The organism is Nocardioides panzhihuensis, assembly GCF_013408335.1.
Classification (GTDB): Bacteria; Actinomycetota; Actinomycetes; order Propionibacteriales; family Nocardioidaceae; genus Nocardioides; species Nocardioides panzhihuensis.
On the sequence record NZ_JACBZR010000001.1, the window covers coordinates 1678826 to 1698332 of the forward strand.

Genomic DNA, 19507 nt, shown 5'->3' on the forward strand with positions numbered 1-19507 from the left:
ATGACCGCGACGTACGACTTCGTCATCGTCGGTGGCGGCTCGGCCGGCTCGGCGATCGCCAACCGGCTCAGCGCTGACCCCGGCACGAAGGTGCTGGTGCTGGAGGCCGGTCACAGCGACTTCAAGATCGACCCGTTCATCCACATGCCGGCGGCGCTGCCGTTCCCGATCGGCTCGAAGCTCTACGACTGGGGCTACGAGTCCGATCCCGAGCCGCACCTGGGCGGTCGCAAGGTCTACCACGCCCGCGGCAAGCTTCTCGGTGGCTCGAGCTCGATCAACGGGATGATCTTCCAGCGCGGCAACCCGATGGACTTCGAGCGCTGGGCGGCCGACCCGGGCATGGAGACGTGGGACTACCGCCACTGCCTGCCCTACTTCAAGCGCATGGAGAGCCGCTTCCTCGAGGACGGCACCTCCGGCGCCGACCAGTGGCGCGGTGGCTCCGGTCCGCTCCACCTCGAGCGCGGGCCCGCTTCGAACCCGCTCTTCTCGGCGTTCTTCGAGGCCGCCCAGGAGGCCGGCTACCCGCTCACCGACGACGTCAACGGCTACCGCCAGGAGGGCTTCGCCCCCTTCGACCGGAACGTGAAGGACGGCCGCCGCTGGTCGGCCGCACGGGCCTACCTGCACCCGGTGATGAACCGCCCCAACCTCACCGTCGAGACCTTCGCGCACGCGACGAAGATCCGCTTCGACACCTCGGGCGACGTCCCGAGGGTGACCGGCCTGGACTACGTCCGCGGCGTCGGGCGCGCCCGCAAGGACCACTTCGTCCGCGCCAAGGAGATCATCTGCTGCGGCGGCGCGATCAACACCCCGCAGCTGCTCCAGCTCTCCGGCGTGGGGGAGGAGTCCCTGCTGCGCTCGCACGGGATCGACGTCGTGCACGACCTCCCGGGCGTGGGGGAGAACCTCCAGGACCACCTCGAGGTCTACATCCAGTACGCCTCCAAGCAGCCGGTCTCGATCGCCCCGGGCCTGGTGTGGCACCAGCGGCCCAAGATCGCCTGGCAGTGGCTCTTCCAGAAGAAGGGCCTGGGAGCGACCAACCACTTCGAGGGCGGCGGCTTCGCGCGGTCGAACGAGGACGTGGACTGGCCCAACCTGATGTTCCACTTCCTGCCGATCGCGATCCGCTACGACGGGTCGATGGCTCCCGGTCAGGAGAAGGGCCAGCACGGCTACCAGGTGCACATCGGCCCGATGTACGCCGACACCCGAGGCCACGTCCGGATCAAGTCCGACGACCCCTTCGAGCACCCCTCGATGCTGTTCAACTACCTCTCCACACCCAACGACCGCCGGGAGTGGGTCGAGGCGGTGCGGGTGGCCCGCAACATCCTCAACCAGCCCGCCTTCGCCCCCTTCAACGCCGGCGAGATGTCCCCGGGCCCGACCGTTGAGACGGACGAGGAGATCCTCGAGTGGGTCCGCAAGGACGCCGAGACGGCGCTGCACCCCTCGTGCACCGCGGCGATGGGCACCGGCGAGATGGCGGTGACCGACCCGACCTCGATGAAGGTGCACGGCACCGAGGGACTGCGGGTCGTGGACGCGAGCGTCTTCCCCTATGTCACCAACGGCAACATCTACGCTCCGGTGATGATGGTCGCGGAGAAGGCGGCCGACCTGATCGCGGGCAACACTCCGCTGGCACCCTCCGACGTCCCCTACTACCGCCACCGCGACGACTCGCCGCTGTGGCCTGCGGGGGACCCGCGCAACCAGTCCTGAGACCGAACCGTGACCCAAGCCGGCGCCGGGTGGACTAGCCTGCCGGGCACCCCAACCGGAGGAGACAGCTCATGCCGGACACGATCGACCCGTCGCGTATGCCCTTGGGTGAACCCGCTGCGGACCCAGACGAGATCCCCACGACGAAGGCGGAGCTGAACAAGACCGTCTTCTTCGGCTCTGCCGGGGTGGTGGTCGCGTTCACGCTCTTCACGCTGCTCGCGCCCGACACCGCGGGCACCGTGATCGGGCATGTCGTCGGTTGGATCTCGACGTACTTCGGCTGGTGGTACTTCGCGCTCGCTGCGGCGTTGATCGCGTTCGTCCTGTTCATCTGTCTGTCTCGCTACGGGCGGATCCGGCTCGGGCCGGAGGAGTCCCGGCCGGAGTACTCGCTGTTCACCTGGACCGCGATGCTCTTCGCGGCCGGGATCGGCGCCGACCTGATGTTCTACTCGGTCGCCGAACCGGTCTCGCAATACCTCACCCCGCCGACCGGCGAGGGCGGCACCGTCGCCGCCGCCGAGCAGGCCGTGACCTGGACGCTGTTCCACTACGGGCTGTCCGGCTGGGCGATGTACGCCGTCATGGGCATGGCGCTGGGCTACTTCTCCTTCCGCCACGGGATGCCGCTCTCGATCCGGTCGGCGCTCTATCCGATCTTCGGCAAGCGGGTCCGCGGCCGGCTCGGCGATGGGATCGACCTGGCCGCCGTGCTCGGCACGATCTTCGGTATCGCGACCTCGCTCGGTATCTCGATCGCCCTGCTCAACGCCGGTCTCAACGTTCTCTTCGGTATCCCCGAGGGCCGCGCCGCCCAGGTCGGCCTGGTCGTGGTCGCAGTGCTGCTCGGCACGATCTCGGCGGTCTCCGGGGTCGACAAGGGCATCCGCCGACTCTCCGAGCTCAACGTGCTGCTCTCGCTCACACTGATGCTCTACGTGCTCTTCTCCGACAACACCGCGTTCCTGCTCAACTCGCTGGTGATGAACCTGGGTGACTACCTGGTGAATCTGCCCGGGATGAGCTTCGACACGATGCCCTACGACACCGTCGAGAACCCTGACGTCGGCGTCTGGAAGAACCTGTGGACCCTCTTCTTCTGGGCCTGGTGGGTGGCCTGGTCGCCGTTCGTCGGGCTGTTCCTGGCCCGGATCTCGCGTGGCCGGACGATCCGGCAGTTCCTGGTCGGCGTGATGATGATCCCGTTCGGCTTCATCCTGCTGTGGGTCTCGATCTTCGGCAACAGCGCGCTGGGCCGGATCCGCGGCGGTGACGCCGAGTTCGGGGAGCTCACCAGCGGCAACTACGCGCAGGGCTTCTACGTCTTCCTCGACAACTACCCGGGTGCGATCGCGCTGGTCGCGCTCGCGACCCTGACCGGGTTCCTCTACTACGTGACGTCCGCCGACTCCGGTGCGCTGGTGATGGGCAACTTCACCTCCCGTCTGCCGCACCCGATGGCCGACTGCTCGATCCCGGTACGGATCTTCTGGTCGGTCGCCATCGGTGCGCTGACCCTCGCCCTGATGTTCGCGGGCGGGGATGCGTGGCTGACGACGCTGACGAACGCCACGATCATCATGGGGCTGCCGTTCTCGATCGTGCTCGCCCTGGTCGCCGTCGGGCTCCACCGCTCGCTACGGCTGGAGTCGCTCAAGACCACCAGCGCGAGGTACGCCCTGCCGGCCGCGATCTCCTCGGCGCGCCTGGTCGGAGCGGCCGACGGTGGCGTACGTCCCTCGTTGTCGCAGCGGCTGCGCCGCTCGGTCAACTATCCCACCGCGCGGGACACCGAGCGGTTCATCCAGACGGTCGCGACACCCGTGCTGGAAGAGGTCGCCGCCGAGCTCTGCACGCACGGGCTCACCTCGGTCGTGACCGAGACCAAGGCCGTACGCGGCGTCCATGGCGTCCAGCTCCACACCGACCTCGAGGACGCCCCCGCGTTCGTCTACAAGCTCACGCCGCTGCCCTGTCCCGCCCCGACGTTCGCGGTCGGCCGGGTCAGCGGTGAGGTCTACTTCCGCACGGAGGTCCACCTCGCCGAAGGCACCCAGGGCTATGACGTCAACGACTACTCGCGCGAGCAGCTGATGGGTGACGTCCTAGACCAGTACGAGCGCCACCTCTCCTACCTCCACCTCGTCCAGCAGGAGAATCTTCCGGCTGAGGTGCCCGAGGTGCCCGTGGAGGAGACCAAGCCCTGATGGTCGTGCGGCTGGGAGCGGCCGATCGGCCGCTCCAGCCGCACAACACCTCAGCGGACCAGGTCGTTCAGGTCGATCTTGAGCTGGAACGGCTGCGGGACGTCGAGGCGGTCGCGGAAGATCCCGGTCGGGACGTAGGCCTCGGTCAGCTCGTCGCGCTCATAGACGTGGACCGCCGGTGCGCCGTCCTCGTTCTCGATGCGCCAATAATGGGCGATGCCCGCCTCGGCGTACTTCTGCGGCTTGACCGCCCGGTCGCGGTGCTCGGACTCCGGCGAGACCACCTCGACCACCAGAACCACCGTGTCTGCCTCGTAGAACGAGGCCTGGTCCGGGATCCGCGCCGTGCTCACCAGCACGTCCGGCTCCGGCCGATTGCGCCTGTCGAGCACCACCGTCAGCTCCCGATCCACCTCGAACCCGTCGGGCGCCTGCGCCGTCAGCGCGTTGGTCAGGGCCGTGACGAGCCGACTGTGCCAGCGGCGCTGCGGTGACATGTTGAAGACCAGGGCTCCGTCGATGAGTTCGGTATGACGCGGCGCCTCGACGAGCATGTCGAGGTCTTCGGAGTACCAACCCTCCTCACGAGGAGGGCGCATCCATTCGGGCAACGCAGTCATACTTCGAGGATACCGTCCCTTGCTGGTGTCGGTGGTCGAGCTTTCCGTCCCGGTCTGGTCCCGGGAAGCCACGCGGAAATGACTGTTGCTTGGTCTCGGTGTTCGCCGCCGACCCTTGTTCAATTGTTTCTCGATCGCGCACCGCGTCAAGGACGGGCTTCGCCCGCCGCTTCGCGGTGGCCTGCGGCCATCTTTGACCCGGCACCCGATCGAGAAAGATTTCGCCTGTATCGGGTCGGCGGCGGGGTTTGGCGCAGCGGATTCAGTTGGGCACGGGATTGGGGGTCTGGCGGGTGTGCTGCGAGGGGCAGGGGCCGGGTCGGTGCCTACGGGAGTGGGCGAGACCTTGTGAATCGGTCACAACGCCGCCTGACCCCGGCGGACGACTCGCGGGACGAGGGTTCCCCGCACAGGTCCACATCGGGCCCAAGCGGAGCCGACGTGTCCCGGGGCAGGCGAAGGTGCCCGCGCAGGCGGGGCCTTGACGAGTGGGTCTCACACTGCCGGTCTAGGGCCGACGAGTGAACCGGATCGTGCCGTCGGGTAGTCGCTCATGAACATAGGCAGGGTTGTGCGCCAGTCGGTGATGGTGCGGGCAGAGCAAGACCCCGTCCTTCAGATCCGTTCTTCCGCCTGCGGCCCAGGGGTCGAGGTGGATGCTCCTATGCATGTCAAGCGGCGGGTTCGTGCTCTGCGGCTGGTTTGTTGAGGTCTGTCAGGAGAGCGCGGTAGAGCTCGCGGACGGCCGCGCGCTTGAGGCATCGGATGATCTCGCTTTTGGTCTTTCCTTCGGCGGTGCGGCGGGTGACGTAGGCCTTGGTGGGTTCGTGCCATCGGAGCCGGTTGATGATGATCATGTGAATCGCGGAGTTGGCTCTCCGGTCGCCGCCGCGGTGGAGTCGATGCCGGGTTGTGTTGCCGCTGCTGGCTGGGATCGGGGCGACACCGCAGAGGCGTGCGAGTGAGGCCTCGGTTGAGATCCTGTCGCGGTTCTCTCCTGCGGTGGTCAGGAGTTGCGCAGCTGCTTCAGGTCCGGCGCCGAAGACCTGGAGCAGGGCGGGCGCTGCGTGTTGAACGAGTTCTGTGAGTTGCTGGTTGGCTTCCTCGATCTCTTCATCGAGAGCTTGAACGCGCCGTGCGAGTCGGCGCAGCATCGTCTTGGCGATGACTGTCAGCTCCCCGGACTGGGTTGAGGTCGTTGGTCGCAGGCGTAAGCAGCGGGCAACCAGTGCGGCGCGGTTGAGCCCTCGCAGCTGTTCGCGCAGTGGTTCGGGAGCGGAGTAGATCAGGCCGTGCATCTGGTTGATCGCGGCCTTGCGTGCTTTCGAGGCGCTGCGCCTGGTGGTTTGGATCATTCGGATCGCTTCTACGTTCCCGTTGCGTGTCTTGGGGACCGTGGTGGCCATGCCGGCCAGCACGGCGCGCGCAGCATTGATCGCGTCTAGAGGGTCCGACTTGCCCTGCAGATACCGGGCCTGACGGTTCGCGCGGACGACCTCGATGACGACCACGTCGCGGCTGGTGAGGTACCGGGTGAGCCCTGCTCCGTAAGACCCGGTTCCCTCGACCCCGACCGCTTCGACCCTCCCGTACCGCTGCAGCCACTTGAGGGCTTGGGCGTAGCCCTTCGCAGTTGCTGGGAACTCGCTGTCGCCCAGCAACTTCCCTGTTCGCGCGTCGAGCGCAGCGCAGTGGTGAGTGGCGCCGTGGGTATCGACGCCGCCGATCACCTCGCGATCCTCGCTTCGATTCGTCATGCTGGTGATGCCGTCCTCTCCTCGTCGGGTGGATGGACAGACCACCGGCATCGCCAGGGCGGACAACACAGAGATGGGCGTGTTCCTAGCAGGCTCCTATCAAGTCACGCCCAGCGTGCCGGTGGTCTGACAGCACGCCACCTCGTGCAACGGTCGACCAATCCATTTCAGGACAGGCGCGCTTCATGCTCGCGCCGTCAATGAGCGCTCAGAGTCAGGCCGCCACACGAGATGACGCACCGACATCCTCTCTGTGGGCGTCGCACCATTCCGGTGGCATGTCGCAGCCTTCGGCTTGGCAGCACGTCTGCTGCAACCGGAGTGCTTTGCGTTGGATCGGTTGGAAGAACCTGCTCGCCCGGCCGACATCGAGGACCTCACTGTCACCGCCCAACACCCAGGGGATGATGGTCGCGTTGCACGCCATCTTGCGGGCTTCGGCTGCGGTGATGGTGGTGCCGTTGGTCTCGTCGTAGCCCAGGGTCGCGGTGCCGAGCTCTTTGCGGAGCTCCTCGAGCGAGATCACCACATTCACGACCGTGGCGTCGCCACCGTGTCGGGGCAGCGCATTCGGGTCGATGGTCTCGATCAGCCGGGTGAACCCTTGTCCCATCATCCGCTCCCACGGCGGCAGGGCCGAGCCCTTCTCGACCAGTTGCTGCTTACGCGGCTGAGCCCAGGCCTCGACCTGCTTCTTGAAACGCATCCCGATCGATGTCGGGAGGACACCGTCGAAGCCGATGGTGCCGTCGTGGTTGTCCCAGACCCGGAGTGCGGTCTTCTGCTGGGCGCGTTCCTCTTCGGCGAGGAGTGCTTTGGCTTCGGCTGCCTCGAACCGGGCGGGGTCGACCTCGAGCAGGATCCGCCTGCCGACGACCCGCAGTTCCTTGGCTGTGAACTGGGTCGCGTACTCGACCAGCAGCTTCTCAGCCAGGACCAGGTCCTCGACGGTGGCGACCGGGTCGGCCTCGACCTTGTCGAGGGCCTTGGTGATCACTCGGGCCTTCGCCTCAGAGACGACACCCTCAGCGAGGCCAGCGGCAACCAACTCGTACTTCGTCACCGCGTTGGCGAGCTTGATCTGCGACCTCGCGGCACCTTTGTCGACCAGCAGCTCGGCACGCATCCAGGCCGAGGCGTCCTTGTCACCGGTCTCTGCGGCGATATCACCCGAGACAGCCAGCACCCGCAGCGTCAACGCTGCCTGTTGGGCCTGAAGCTTCTCCACCTTCGCCAGGAAGTCTTTCTTCTGGCTGGTCCGCCAGTAGGTCGGGTCCATCGCGAGCAGCTCTTCCAGGGAGGTTTCGATGGCAGCAAGAGCCGACTCGATGACGTCGGCGGGGTTGGTGCCCCAGTGGTCGATGCTCATGGCTGCTACCTCCCTTCAAAGGTGTGTCGTAGTGCCTCTGATTCTACTCCGACCAAGCGCTCTTGAACACCTATTTGTGCAGGTCAAATACGCTTTTAGTGGCGAGCGAACGACATCAAGCCTGTGGATGATAAGTGGCCCGAAGGGCCACCCTCCCGCCCCTTCAACCTCATCCTTCCCAAGCAAGATTCCTCCGCGCCACACCCGGGCCGCCGCCCCGATAGCCAGCCAAATTTTTTCTCGACGTGGTCCGGTGTCAAGGACCGCGTAAGCGGCCGGCGGAGCCGGCGGCCGTAGGCCGTCCTTGACTCCGGGGCAGGTCGAGAAGACCCTCGAAGTCGGGTCGGCGGCCCTGTCCGGCCTTGGGGTGGGACGTTCCGGCAGGGAACTGTGTTGGTCTCGACACGCCTCCGCCTAGCGGCTCCGGCGGCTCGACCAGCGGGGGCGAGGGGGTCTCGACAGGCTCGACCAGCGGGGTGAGGTCTCGACGAGCTCGACCAGCGGGGGCAGGGAGGTCTCGACGAGTTCGACCAGCGGGGTGAGGTCTCGACGAGCTCGACCAGCGGGAGCAGGGAGGTCTCGACAAGCTCGACCACCGGCGTCTCCAGGTTCACCCGAAGTCGATGAGCCGCCCATCCTCGTGCATGACGCACCCTCGCCCGATCCAGGCGACCGCATGCTCCTTGTCCCCGACAGCGATATAGGAGTAGCTGGGCGGAACCCAGATGAGGTCGTAGTCGACCCCGCCCAACGCCCGCTCAGTAGGCCGAACAGCGTCGCCGGAAGGGTCGAGGGTGCGTACCGCCTGCTCGACGGAGTCGAAGTATCGTCGGCCTTCCTCGGAGAGCTCCTTCGCACACCACGCGCACGTTCCCAGCGTCTCGATCTGCGCTGCGGTGGCGGGGACCGGGGCGTCCAGACCGAGAAGCTGGGGGCAGGTCCGGACGTGCAGGAGACGCCCTCGTGCATGCGGCACGAAGAGGGTCTCGGGAGTCTCGGAGGGCATCTCTGGAGCCTAGGGGAGCAGGTCATGCCCCTGGAGGTATCTAAGACGAATTCGGGACGTTCGGCCCCGGTGATCGGTGTGGGCGAGGTCACGTACGATCCGGGGCATGGCGCATTACCAACAGCGCGGGCACATCCCGCCCAAGCGGCACACCCAACACCGCGACGGAGAAGGGAACCTCTACTACGAAGAGCTCATGGGAGAGGAAGGGTTCTCCTCGGACTCCTCCTTGCTCTACCACCGCTACATCCCCTCGGCGGTGACCGACGTACGCATCTGGGACCTGCCCGACCACGGCACGACACCCAACCACCCCCTGCGCCCGATCCACCTCGGGCTGCACGACCTCGTCTCCGATGAGGACTGGAGGGGTCAGGACGCGGTGACCGGGCGCCGGCTGGTGCTCGGCAACGGCGACGTACGCATCCACTACGCGGTGGCGGGGGAGACCTCGCCGCTCTACCGCAACGCGATCGGCGACGAGTGTGTCTACGTCGAGGCCGGGAGCGGCGTCGTGGAGACCGTCTTCGGGAACCTGGAGGTCGGTGAGGGCGACTACGTGGTGATCCCGCGTGCCACCACCCATCGCTGGGAGCCGACCGGCCACGCTCCGCTGCGGGTCTACGCGATCGAGGCCAACTCCCACATCGCCCCGCCGAAGCGCTACCTCTCCCGCTACGGCCAGTTCCTCGAGCACGCCCCCTACTGCGAGCGCGACCTCCGGCTCCCGACCGAGCCGCAGACCGTGGAGCTCTCGACCGGCTCCACCGAGGGAGCCGAAGGTGTCGAGGTCTACATCAAGCACCGCGGCCCGGGTGCCGGCGGCATCGCCGGCACGATCCACGTCGTCCCGCACCACCCGTTCGACGTCGTCGGCTGGGACGGCTGCCTCTATCCCTACGTCTTCAACATCGCCGACTACATGCCGCTCACCGGCAAGGTGCACCAGCCGCCGCCCGCGCACCAGGTCTTCGAGGGCAACAACTTCGTGATCTGCAACTTCGTGCCGCGCAAGGTGGACTACCACGAGCTCGCGGTGCCGGTGCCCTACTACCACTCCAACGTCGACTCCGACGAGGTCATGTTCTACGTGGGCGGCGACTACGAGGCCCGCAAGGGATCCGGGATCGGGATCGGCTCGATCACCCTCCACCCCGGTGGCCACGCCCACGGGCCTCAGCCGGGTGCCATGGAGCGCAGCCTCGGCGCGGAGTTCTTCGACGAGCTCGCGGTCATGGTCGACACCTTCCGGCCGCTCGAGATCGGCGAGGCCGGCTCTGCGGTCGACGACGGCAAGTACGCCTGGACCTGGGCAGGGGGTCGCAAGTGACGACGTGGCTGGACATCAACGACAGCCAGTTCGGCCTCGAAGCGCTTCCGTACGCCACCTTCCGCACCACCACCGACGCGACCCCGCGGCTAGGGGTGCGGATCGGTGACCTGGTGCTCGACGTCGCCGCCGCGGCGCCGGGTCTCGCCGAGCACTGTGAAGGCGGCCTCGACGGGCTGCTGGCGGCCGGACCCCAGGTGTGGAGGAACGTACGCGCGGAGGTGACCCGGCTGCTCAGTGACCCCGCCTGCGAGACCGACGTGCGACCCCACCTGGTGCCCCTCGCGGACGCCGAGCTGCTGCTGCCGTTCACGGTCGCCGACTACGTCGACTTCTACGCCTCCGAGCACCACGCGAGCAACGTCGGGAAGATGTTCCGCCCCGACTCCGAGCCGCTGACGCCCAACTGGAAGCACCTGCCGATCGGCTACCACGGCCGCTCCGGCACCGTGGTGGTCTCCGGCACCGACGTCGTCCGGCCGACCGGGCTGCGGAAGACCCCTGACGGGATCGTCGACGGCCCCTCGATCCGGCTCGACATCGAGGCGGAGCTGGGCTTCGTGGTCGGCGTCGGCTCCGAGATGTCCCAGCCGGTCCGGCTCGCCGAGGCCGCGGACCACATCTTCGGGATCACGCTCCTCAACGACTGGTCCGCGCGCGACATCCAGGCCTGGGAGTACGTCCCGCTGGGCCCGTTCCTCGGCAAGTCGTTCGCCACCTCGATCTCGCCGTGGGTGCTGCCGCTCGCGGCGCTCGAGGCGGCGCGGGTCCGGCCCCCGGAACGAGACGTTCCGCTGGCCGGCTACCTGGACGACTCCGCGCTGGAGCCCTGGGCGCTCGATCTCGCCCTCGAGGTCCGGCTCAACGGGTCGCTGGTCTCCGAGCCGCCGTACGCCACGATGTACTGGACCGCCCCGCAGATGCTCGCGCACATGACCGCCAACGGCGCCTCGCTGCGCGTCGGCGACCTGTTCGCCAGCGGCACGATCAGCGGACCCGAGCCGGGCCAGCGCGGCTCGCTGCTCGAGCTCAGCTGGTCCGGGGCCGAGCCGTTCAAGCTGGAGGACGGTTCGGTGCGTACGTTCCTGGAGGACGGCGACGAGGTCACGATCACGGCGACCGCGCCCGCCCCGGGCGGCGGTCGGATCGCGCTCGGCGAGGTCAGCGGGCGGATCCTGCCGGCGAAGGAGCGCTCATGACGACGGTCTATGAGTTCTCGCCCCGCTACTACGAGATCGACATGCAGGGGGTGATGTTCAACAGCTGGTACCTCGGCTACGCCGACGAGGCGATGAACCACTTCATCGACTCTCGCGGGTGGCCGTACTCCCGCTGGCAGGAGCTGGGTGTCGACGTCCATCTCGCCCACGCCGACCTGGACTGGAAGGCCGGTATCGGCTTCGGGGACAAGGTCCAGGTGCCGGTGCGCACCACCCGGATCGGCACCAAGAGCTTCACGCTCGAGTTCGAGTTCCGCAGGGGCGAGGAGGTCACCTGTGCGGTGTCGATCGTCTACGTGGTCGTCGCAGCCGACGGTTCCGGGTCGATCGCCATCCCGCCGGAGATCGTGGACGCGATCGGACCGTCCGCGATCCGGTGAGCTGCGCAAGAACGGTCAAGCGCTCCGGGATCGGCGGTGTCAGACTTCTGATGTGCACGAGACAGAAGAAGAGATCGCCGACCTGCAACGCCTCCTGGACGCCTCGATCGGCCGCGCGAACAGCCATCTGACCGGAATCGTCAGCGACGAGAGCCGCCTCGATGCCCGTCAGCTCGTCACCGAGCTGACGGGCATGAAGGTGCTGGTGCTGGCCACCGTGACCGCGGCCGGTGAGCCGCGGACCAGCTGTGTCGACGGCCACTTCCGCCACGGTCGCTGGCTGTTCGGGACCGCTCCCACCGCCGCCAAGGCCAAGCACATGCTGGCCCGGCCGGCGGTGAGCGCGACCCACGTCGACGGCGAGCGGATCGGCGTCTTCACCCACGGCAAGGCGCACGTGGTCTCCGAGGGACCGGAGTTCGAGGACTACAACGCCTACTTCACCGAGTACTACGGCTCGGACCCGCAGGCCTGGGACGGGCCGGGCGTCGTCTACGCCACCATCGAACCGAGCTGGATGGTGGCGTACGCAGCCGAAGCCTCCACGTTCCCGAGGGACTCAGCGCCTACGGCCCAATCAGCTCCTTCTTGATCTTGGTCTTGAGCACCTTGCCGACCTTCGAGCGCGGCAGGTCCGGCCACACCTCGATCTGCTTGGGGGTCTTGACCGAGCCGATCCGCTCCTTGACGTACGCCTTGAGCTCGGCGACGTCGACCTCGGCGCCGGGCCGGGGGAGGACGACGGCGGTGACGCGCTCGCCCCACTTCTCGTCGGGCAGGCCGACCACGGCGCAGTCGGCGACGGCGGGGTGGGTCATCAGCGCCTGCTCGACCTCGGTCGAGTAGACGTTGAAGCCGCCGGTGATGACCATGTCCTTGGCTCGGTCGACGATGTGCAGGAAGCCGTCCTCGTCGAGGAAGCCGATGTCACCGGTGTGGTGCCAGCCGTGCGCGCTCGCCTCGGCGGTGGCCTCGGGGTTGTCGAGGTAGCCGCGCATGACCAGGGAGCTGCGTACGACGATCTCGCCACGCTCCCCGCAGCCGAGCAGCGCGCCACGCTCGCCCATGATCGACACGGTCACCAGCGGTGCCGGCCGGCCGGCCGAGGAGAGCCGCTCGGTGGCGACGGTCCCGTCCCTGTGGAAGTGGTCGGCCGGCGCCATGGTCGCGATCATCATGGGCGCCTCGGTCTGCCCGAACAGCTGCGCCATCACGGGCCCGATCCGGGTGAGCGCCTCCTCCAGCCGCGTCGACGACATCGGCGCCGCGCCGTACCAGAAGCAGCGCAGCGACCTCAGGTCCGAGGACGGCAGCGCCGGATGGTCCAGCACCAGGTAGATCAGCGTCGGTGGCAGGAACGTGTGGGTGACCTGCTCCCGCTCGATGTGCTCGAGGAAGGCGCCGACGTCGGGCGTACGCATCACCACGATCTTGCCGCCCAGGCACAGCACCGGGAAGCAGAGCACCCCGGCGGCGTGGGTGAGCGGTGCGAGCGCGAGGTAGGTCGGCCGGTCCGGCGCGCCCGGCCAGGGGTAGGCCATCAGGGTGATCGCCGACATCGTCTCCAGGTTGGTGCCGGTGAGCATGACCCCCTTGGGGCTCCCGGTGGTTCCCCCGGTGCCGACGACCATCGCGAGGTCGTCGGCACCAGGGGGCTCGTGTGCCCGGACGGGCTCGACAGGCTCGGCAAGCTCGTCAGGCTCGGGGCCGCTCCGTTCAGACCCCGAGACGAACTCGTCCCAGGTCAGCGCCCACTCGAAGGAGCCGTCGAGACAGACCAGCGTCGTCAGCTCCGGAAGGTCCGACCGGATCTGGTCGACCAGCCCGGCGAAGGAAGCCTGGAAGATCAGCGCCGAGCAGCCGAAGAGCTCGAGGAGCTCCCGGTTCTCCGCGGCCTCGCTACGTGGGTTGATCGGACACCAGACGCCCCCTGCGCGGCTGATGCCGAACACGGAGGCGAAGGCGACCGGGTCGTTGGCCGACAGGATCGCCACCTTCGCCCCCGGCGCGACGCCGCGGCCCCGAAGGCCCGCGGCGACGCGGTTGGAGAGATCGACGACCTCGGCGTAGGACCAGGTGTCCTCGCCGCAGACGAGACAGGGAGCATCCCCTCCAAGAGAGGCACCTTTGTCCAGGTAGTCGACGAGTCGCATCCGTTCCTCCTCAGCTGCGCTGCCGGGTGACGACCGGCTCCGCGACCAGTCCGAACGCCTGCAGCTGACCGAGGAGCTCGCGGTGGCCGAAGGCCTGACAGCCCGAGGCGAAGCCAACCCGGCGCGGCGGAAGCTGCAACAGCGAGTAGGCGGCGTACGCCTGCAGCAGCCCAGTCTGCTTGTAGTTCTGGTTCCCGTGGATGACGCAGTGCGCGCGGCCGAGCGGGCCGGAGGCGTGCACCGAGTCGAGCGACTTGTTGAGCCGCGGGTTCTCCCGTGGCGGCATCTCGCTCATCACCTGGGCCGCCGTGGCGGTCAGCGCCTCGTCACGCTGCTCGGCGTCCATGTCCTTGGTCGCCTCCAGGGCAGCGGCGACGATCTGCGGCACTCCGTGCATCAGCGCGGCGTTGAAGACGCCGCCCTGGGCCTTGCAGCTCGCCACCTTCGGGTCGCGGCGATACCAGACCGGGTGCGAGGTCCCGCCCCACGGCAGCGAGAGCGCGAGCTCGTGCTGGCCAGGGACAACCAGCGGGACCAGCCCGCCGGCGGGGTCGAACTCGACGTACGCGTTCTGCTCCAGGTAGTGCGCCTTGGAGGTGGCCGCGTTGACCAGGATCGTGCGGGTCGACGCGATCGTCGGGGAGCCTCCCCAGAAGACCGCGATGTCGAGGGTGTCGAGGCCGGGCTGCTCGAGGCAGATCTCGGCGGCGATCTCGCCGGTGGTGTACATCTGTGCGATCCCCGGCGCGAGCAGCAGCCCCTTGTCCGCGAAGGCGGTGCCGTACGTCTCGTCGCAGGTGATCAGCCAGTCCTGCTCACCGGTGGTGTCGGTGTAGTGGACACCCGCGGCCAGCGCGGCCTCCACGACGGCGGGACCGTACTGGGAGAACGGGCCGACCGTGTTGAGGACGACCTTCGCGCCGGTGAACAGCGCGGTGAGCGCCTCGACGGAGTGCTCCACCTCGGCGATCTCGTAGTCGGCGGTCTCGATGCCGGGGACGTTGGCGGCCATCGAGGCGACCAGCTTCTCCTTGGAGCGGCCGGCGGCCACGAAGGGCACCCCGAGCTCGCGCAGGTACTCGCAGACCAGCCGGCCGGTGTAGCCGGAGGCGCCGTAGACGACGACGGGCTTGTTGTCGCTCATGGTCACATCCCCATTCCGCCGTCGACCGCGAGGCCGACGCCGTTGACGAAGGCCGCCTGGTCGGAGGCCAGGAAGACGACCGCGTTGGCCATGTCCTCGACGGTGCCGAGGCGCCCCGACGGCGTCAGCTCGATGACCCCGCCGACGGCAGCCTCGGCCGACTCGAAGAGGCCGAGCTGGGCGACGTCGTTGGCCAGTCCGGCGCCCATCTCGGTCGGCACCAGGCCGGGGTAGAGGCAGTTGACGCGGACGCCGTAGCCGAGCTTGCCGCTCTCCATCGCCGCCACCCGGGTGAGCCGGTCCACGGCGCTCTTGGTGGCGGAGTAGACCGAGATGCCGGGGAAGGCGATCGTGGCCGCGACCGAAGCGACGTTGACGATCACGCCGCCCTTGCCGGCGGCGCCGTCGGGCCGCATCGTACGCAGGCCGTGCTTGAGGCCGAGGGCCGTGCCGAGCACGTTGACCTCGAGCATCTTCCTCACGTCTGCCGGGTCGAGCTCGGTGATCAGGCTGGTGACCTCCACGCCGGCGTTGTTCACCAGGATGTCGAGCCCGCCGAGGCCGTCGACCGCGGCGGCCACGCCCGCCTCCCAGGAGGAGTCGTCGGTGACGTCGAGGTGCACGAAGGTGCCACCGATCGACTCGGCCACCTTGGCGCCCTGTTCGTCCTTGACGTCGGCGACGGCGACCTTCGCGCCGGCCGCGGCGAGCGCTCTGGCCATCCCTTCGCCTAGGCCTTGGGCCCCGCCGGTGACGAGCGCTGTCCGTCCGCTCAGATCGGTCATCTGTGACTCCTTCGTCGCTGTGATGTGGCTCACAGACAACCGTGAATCTTGACGAGTGTCAAGATTTCTTTTGACAGTTGACCAGAAAATGGGTCAGGCCGGCCCGAGACGGGCGCTGAAGGGGGTATCGTTTCGGCCCATGACCCAGGTCGCCGCCCCGAAGGCGCCTCGCCGCACGCCCGCCGACAAGCACGACGAACGCCGCAAGGCGCTCGCCGAGTCGGCCCTGCGTACGTTGGGGGAGCTGGGCTACGCACGGGCCAGCCTGCGCGAGATCGCCAACAACTCCGAGTTCAGCCACGGCGTCGTGCACTACTACTTCAACGACAAGCTCGAGCTGATCGTCTACTGCGTGCGCTACTACAAGCAGACCTGCGTCCACCGCTACGACGGCGTCGTGGCCGAGGCCACCTCACCCGACGATCTGGCCGAGCGGTTCGGCGACAAGCTCGTCGAGACCATCGTCGAGGAAGCCCCGATGCACCGGCTCTGGTACGACCTGCGTTCGCAGTCGATGTTCGAGGAGAGCCTGCGTGAGGCGGTCACCCAGATCGACCAGAGCCTGGAGGACATGATCGCCCGGGTCCTGGGCCGCTATGCCGAGCTCGCCGGGGTCGAGCCAGCGATCGCCTCGCCGGTGGCGTACGGGATGTTCGACGGGATCTTCCAGCAGGCTCTGCTGGGTTATCTCAACGGTCGTGACGGTGTCCTGGAGGACCTGCGGGCCCGGGTGGTCGAGCTGATGCCGATGCTGCTGGCGCCGAAGGCGTAGCCCGACCGGCCATCGGTGCATCGGCGCCTTCGGAAGTCAGCGGCGCACGGGCCGGCCGGGATAGGCGGTGGCGTCGAGCGCGCCGTCGCGGACCACGAAGGTGCCGTCGACCAGGAGATGGACCACGCCCGTCGAGGGCCGGGTCGGATCCAGGTAGGTGGCCCGGTCGGTGATCTGGTCGGGGGAGAGAACCACGAGGTCAGCGTCGGCGCCGGGGGCCAGATAACCTTTGGTGCGCATCGCGGGGGTGAACGGGGCGAGCACCTGGGCCGGTAGGTAGGCGCAGCGCCGGAAGGCCTCCGGCCAGGTCCAGGCGCCGATCTCGCGAACCATGCGGCGCAGCGAGCGGGCATAGGTGCCGGCGGTGCGGGGGTGGGTCTGGCCACCCGGCGGCAGCGGCCACTCGCGGGTGTCGACGACGCCGCCGGGCCACTCGACCTGCATGGCGTCGCTGGCCACGATCGCGTCCGGAAAGGCGAGGGCGCGTTGGAGCATCGCGTTGTCGGTGGGGGAGTCCTCGTCGAGGAAGTGGACCACGCAGACGGCTCCAGGATCCGTGGCGCGCAGCTCGGCCAGGCGCGAGACCGAGGCGATCCGCTCGCCGGTGCTGACCATCGTGATCGAGGACGGCACCAGACCCCAGGCACCGAGGCGCTCTGGGGCGAGGAAGAACGCGCCGATCGCGGTGGAGCCGGCGCCGTACGGATAGGCCTCGACGGTCACGTCCGACCCGGCCGCGCGCGAGCTCTCCAGCAGGCCGAGCACACGGTCCACGTGGCGCCGGGAGGTGCTGTTGACGTGGCAGTGGTGCATCCGCGCGCCCGTCTCGGCGGCGGCGCGGGTGATCTCCTCGGCCCCGTCGACCGGGGTGGTCGGGTCGGCCTCGACGATCTCGCGTACGTGGGTGAAGGTCGCGGTGCCGGTGCGGGCGGCCAACCGGGCGACGTCGAGGAACTCGGCAGGGTCCGATCGCGGGGCGTAGCCCATCAGCACGCCGATCCCGAGCGCCCCCGCGGCCAGCTCCGCCTCGAGCAGGTCGAGCCACGCCCGCCGCTCCGCAGCCGAGGACGTACGCTGCCAGGCCGGGTCGCCGAGCATCGCCAACGAGGCCGCCAGGTCGGCCTCCGGCGCCATCCCCAGGTGGGCGACGGCGCGCGCGTCGCCCCAGGAGGCGGAGAAGCCGTAGTGGAGCACCCGGCCGTCGGCCGCGGCCCGTGCGTAGGCGAGCTCGATGGGGAGCAGCCCGGCCTCCAGGTCGAGGGTGGTCGTGACTCCGTCCATCGCCTGGAGCCGCTGCCCGGCGATCGAGTGGACGTGACTGTGCAGGTCGACGAACCCCGGGCCGACGACGAGCCCGGTCACGTCGATCACCTCGGCCGTCGGGTCCTCGGGCACGCTCCCGACGGCCACCACGGACCCGTCGGAGACGGCGACGTCGGCCACCTGCTCTGTCCCTGTTCGGGGGTCGGCCACCAGGCCTCCGCGGAGAATCAGCACACGGCCATCCAACCGTCGCCGGCCACCGCGGGCCATTGTGCGATCGGACAACAGCACGGCCGCTCGACTGTCCGATGGGACGAACACGCATGCCCCCGCGACTCCCTACCGTTTCAGCATGCCCCACGACCCGACCCGCCCGGATGCTGCCCGGTTCCTGCAGGAGAGCTTCGCCGACCTCGTCGCCGAGCACGGCGTGCCCGGCGCCTCGATCGCCGTACTGGTCGGGGACCAGGTGATCACCGCCGCCGCGGGCACGACCAGCCTGGCCACCGGGGTCGAGGTCGACACCGAGACGGTCTTCCAGATCGGCTCGATCACGAAGGTCTGGACCACGACGCTGGTGATGCAGCTGGTCGACGAGGGGCTCCTCGACCTGGACCGGCCGGTGCGCGACCACCTGCCCGAGCTCGTCATCGGCGACCGGGCGGCGGGCGAGGTGATCACGACCCGGCAGCTGCTCAGTCACACCGCCGGCTTCGAGGGCGACATCTTCACCGACACCGGCCGCGGCGAGGACGCGGTCGAGCGCTACGTCGCCACCCTGAGCGACCTTCCGCAGCTGTTCGCGCCCGGCGAGACGTTCTCCTACAACAACACCGGATTCGTCGTGCTCGGCCGGCTGGTCGAGGTGCTCCGTGGTCAGCCCTACGACCAGGTGCTCCTCGACCGGATCGCGAGGCCGCTCGGCCTCGCGAGCGTCTCCCCGAGCCCGTACGAGGCGATCCTGCGCCGCGCCGCCACCGGCCACATGCCGGGCGCGGACGGCGCCCCGGAGGCGGCACCCACCTGGGCGCTGGCCCGCTCCAACGCACCGGCCGGCTCGATGCTCGCGATGACCGCGGGCGACCTGCTCGGGTTCGTGCGGATGCACCTGAACCAGGGCACCGCGCCGGACGGGACCCAGGTGCTCTCCGCTGCGGCGGTCGAGGCGATGCGGGAGCGCCAGGTCGACCTGCCGCTGCTCGCCGGCATGGGCGACGCCTGGGGCTTGGGCTGGGAGCTCTTCGACACCCCGCAAGACGCGGTCGTGGCCCACGACGGCGGCACCATCGGGCAGGCCGCGTTCCTCCGGGTCGTGCCGGAGCAGGGGCTGGCCGTCGCGCTGCTCACCAACGGCGGCGAGGTCTTCGGGCTCTTCAACGCGACCGTCGCGCGTCTGCTCGAGGAGCTCGGCGGCGTACGTCTTCCTGACCGGCCCACCCCGCCGGTCGTCCCGGGCAAGGTCGACGTCGGCCGGTTCCTGGGGCGCTACGCGGACACGATCTACGACATCGAGGTCACCGAAGACGGCACCGGCCGGCTCGTCCTCGACCGCACCCCCAAGGACGTCATCGCCGAGATCGGCGAGCAGCCGATGCGGTTCTCCCTCGTCCACCTCGACGGGGACTCCTTCATCGCCGCCGAGCCCGTCCGCGGCATCCATGTCGTCTTCGCCTTCATCGGCGAGACGGACGGCAAGGCGAAGTACGTCCACTACGGCCGCGTGGTCGCACGCGCCGACTGACCATCCCCCTGCCCGAGCAG

The 19507-nt window shown here is 68.7% G+C and carries 16 protein-coding genes; 8 read left to right on the top strand and 8 right to left on the bottom strand.

Going from position 1 to position 19507, the window contains the following annotated elements; all coding sequences use genetic code 11:
* Together betA and betT are read left to right on the top strand one after the other, a co-directional pair.
* Window positions 1–1737, top strand: a complete 1737-nt coding sequence (betA, locus tag BJ988_RS07830; protein ID WP_179657514.1) for a choline dehydrogenase — start codon at window positions 1–3, stop codon at window positions 1735–1737.
* A gap of 71 nt (window positions 1738–1808) precedes the next feature.
* Window positions 1809–3947 (top strand): choline BCCT transporter BetT, encoded by a 2139-nt coding sequence (betT, locus tag BJ988_RS07835; RefSeq protein WP_246321433.1) that lies wholly within the window; start codon window positions 1809–1811, stop codon window positions 3945–3947.
* Window positions 3948–3997: 50 nt separating this feature from the next.
* On the opposite strand, the gene BJ988_RS07840 is transcribed toward betT, so the two are convergent.
* The 4 genes from BJ988_RS07840 to BJ988_RS07855 form a co-directional block, all read right to left on the bottom strand.
* Window positions 3998–4567, bottom strand: coding sequence for a Uma2 family endonuclease (locus BJ988_RS07840; protein ID WP_179657515.1), 570 nt, complete (start codon window positions 4565–4567; stop codon window positions 3998–4000).
* A gap of 671 nt (window positions 4568–5238) precedes the next feature.
* Window positions 5239–6324 (bottom strand): IS110 family RNA-guided transposase, encoded by a 1086-nt coding sequence (locus tag BJ988_RS07845; protein WP_179656809.1) that lies wholly within the window; start codon window positions 6322–6324, stop codon window positions 5239–5241.
* A 214-nt stretch (window positions 6325–6538) separates the two neighbouring features.
* Window positions 6539–7693, bottom strand: coding sequence for a 13E12 repeat family protein (locus BJ988_RS07850; protein ID WP_179657516.1), 1155 nt, complete (start codon window positions 7691–7693; stop codon window positions 6539–6541).
* Between the two features lie 610 nt (window positions 7694–8303).
* On the bottom strand, window positions 8304–8699 hold the full coding sequence (locus BJ988_RS07855) for a hypothetical protein (RefSeq protein ID WP_179657517.1): 396 nt from the start codon (window positions 8697–8699) through the stop codon (window positions 8304–8306).
* A 106-nt stretch (window positions 8700–8805) separates the two neighbouring features.
* On the opposite strand from BJ988_RS07855, the gene BJ988_RS07860 reads away from it, so the two are divergent.
* The 4 genes from BJ988_RS07860 to BJ988_RS07875 are packed head-to-tail and all read left to right on the top strand — an operon-like array spanning window position 8806 to window position 12221.
* Window positions 8806–10029, top strand: coding sequence for a homogentisate 1,2-dioxygenase (locus tag BJ988_RS07860; protein ID WP_179657518.1), 1224 nt, complete (start codon window positions 8806–8808; stop codon window positions 10027–10029).
* On the top strand, window positions 10026–11228 hold the full coding sequence (gene fahA, locus BJ988_RS07865; RefSeq protein ID WP_179657519.1) for a fumarylacetoacetase: 1203 nt from the start codon (window positions 10026–10028) through the stop codon (window positions 11226–11228). Before BJ988_RS07860 ends, fahA begins: the two co-directional genes overlap by 4 nt.
* Window positions 11225–11629 carry an acyl-CoA thioesterase gene (locus tag BJ988_RS07870; RefSeq protein ID WP_179657520.1) on the top strand — a complete coding sequence of 135 codons (405 nt, stop codon included), beginning with the start codon at window positions 11225–11227 and terminating at the stop codon, window positions 11627–11629. The genes fahA and BJ988_RS07870 overlap by 4 nt, the downstream gene beginning before the upstream one ends.
* Window positions 11630–11681: 52 nt before the next feature.
* Window positions 11682–12221, top strand: a complete 540-nt coding sequence (locus BJ988_RS07875) for a pyridoxamine 5'-phosphate oxidase family protein (protein WP_179657521.1) — start codon at window positions 11682–11684, stop codon at window positions 12219–12221.
* Here the strand turns inward: BJ988_RS07875 and BJ988_RS07880 are convergent.
* The 3 genes from BJ988_RS07880 to BJ988_RS07890 are packed head-to-tail and all read right to left on the bottom strand — an operon-like array spanning window position 12196 to window position 15711.
* Window positions 12196–13782, bottom strand: a complete 1587-nt coding sequence (locus BJ988_RS07880) for an AMP-binding protein (RefSeq protein ID WP_179657522.1) — start codon at window positions 13780–13782, stop codon at window positions 12196–12198. The genes BJ988_RS07875 and BJ988_RS07880 overlap by 26 nt on opposite strands.
* A gap of 10 nt (window positions 13783–13792) precedes the next feature.
* A complete protein-coding gene (locus BJ988_RS07885) occupies window positions 13793–14926 on the bottom strand; it encodes a DUF5938 domain-containing protein (protein WP_179657523.1) in 1134 nt (377 codons plus the stop codon).
* Window positions 14927–14928: 2 nt separating this feature from the next.
* The gene (locus BJ988_RS07890; RefSeq protein ID WP_179657524.1) at window positions 14929–15711 is read right to left on the bottom strand and encodes an SDR family NAD(P)-dependent oxidoreductase; all 783 of its coding nucleotides are present in this window, start codon (window positions 15709–15711) and stop codon (window positions 14929–14931) included.
* A 139-nt stretch (window positions 15712–15850) separates the two neighbouring features.
* On the opposite strand from BJ988_RS07890, the gene BJ988_RS07895 reads away from it, so the two are divergent.
* The gene (locus tag BJ988_RS07895) at window positions 15851–16483 is read left to right on the top strand and encodes a TetR/AcrR family transcriptional regulator (RefSeq protein ID WP_179657525.1); all 633 of its coding nucleotides are present in this window, start codon (window positions 15851–15853) and stop codon (window positions 16481–16483) included.
* A gap of 36 nt (window positions 16484–16519) precedes the next feature.
* Here BJ988_RS07895 and BJ988_RS07900 read toward each other — a convergent pair whose 3' ends face one another.
* Complete coding sequence (locus BJ988_RS07900) at window positions 16520–17980, bottom strand: amidohydrolase family protein (protein WP_218860666.1); 1461 nt, start codon at window positions 17978–17980, stop codon at window positions 16520–16522.
* A 118-nt stretch (window positions 17981–18098) separates the two neighbouring features.
* On the opposite strand from BJ988_RS07900, the gene BJ988_RS07905 reads away from it, so the two are divergent.
* Window positions 18099–19487, top strand: coding sequence for a serine hydrolase domain-containing protein (locus BJ988_RS07905; RefSeq protein ID WP_179657527.1), 1389 nt, complete (start codon window positions 18099–18101; stop codon window positions 19485–19487).
* The last annotated feature ends 20 nt before the right edge of the window (window positions 19488–19507 follow it).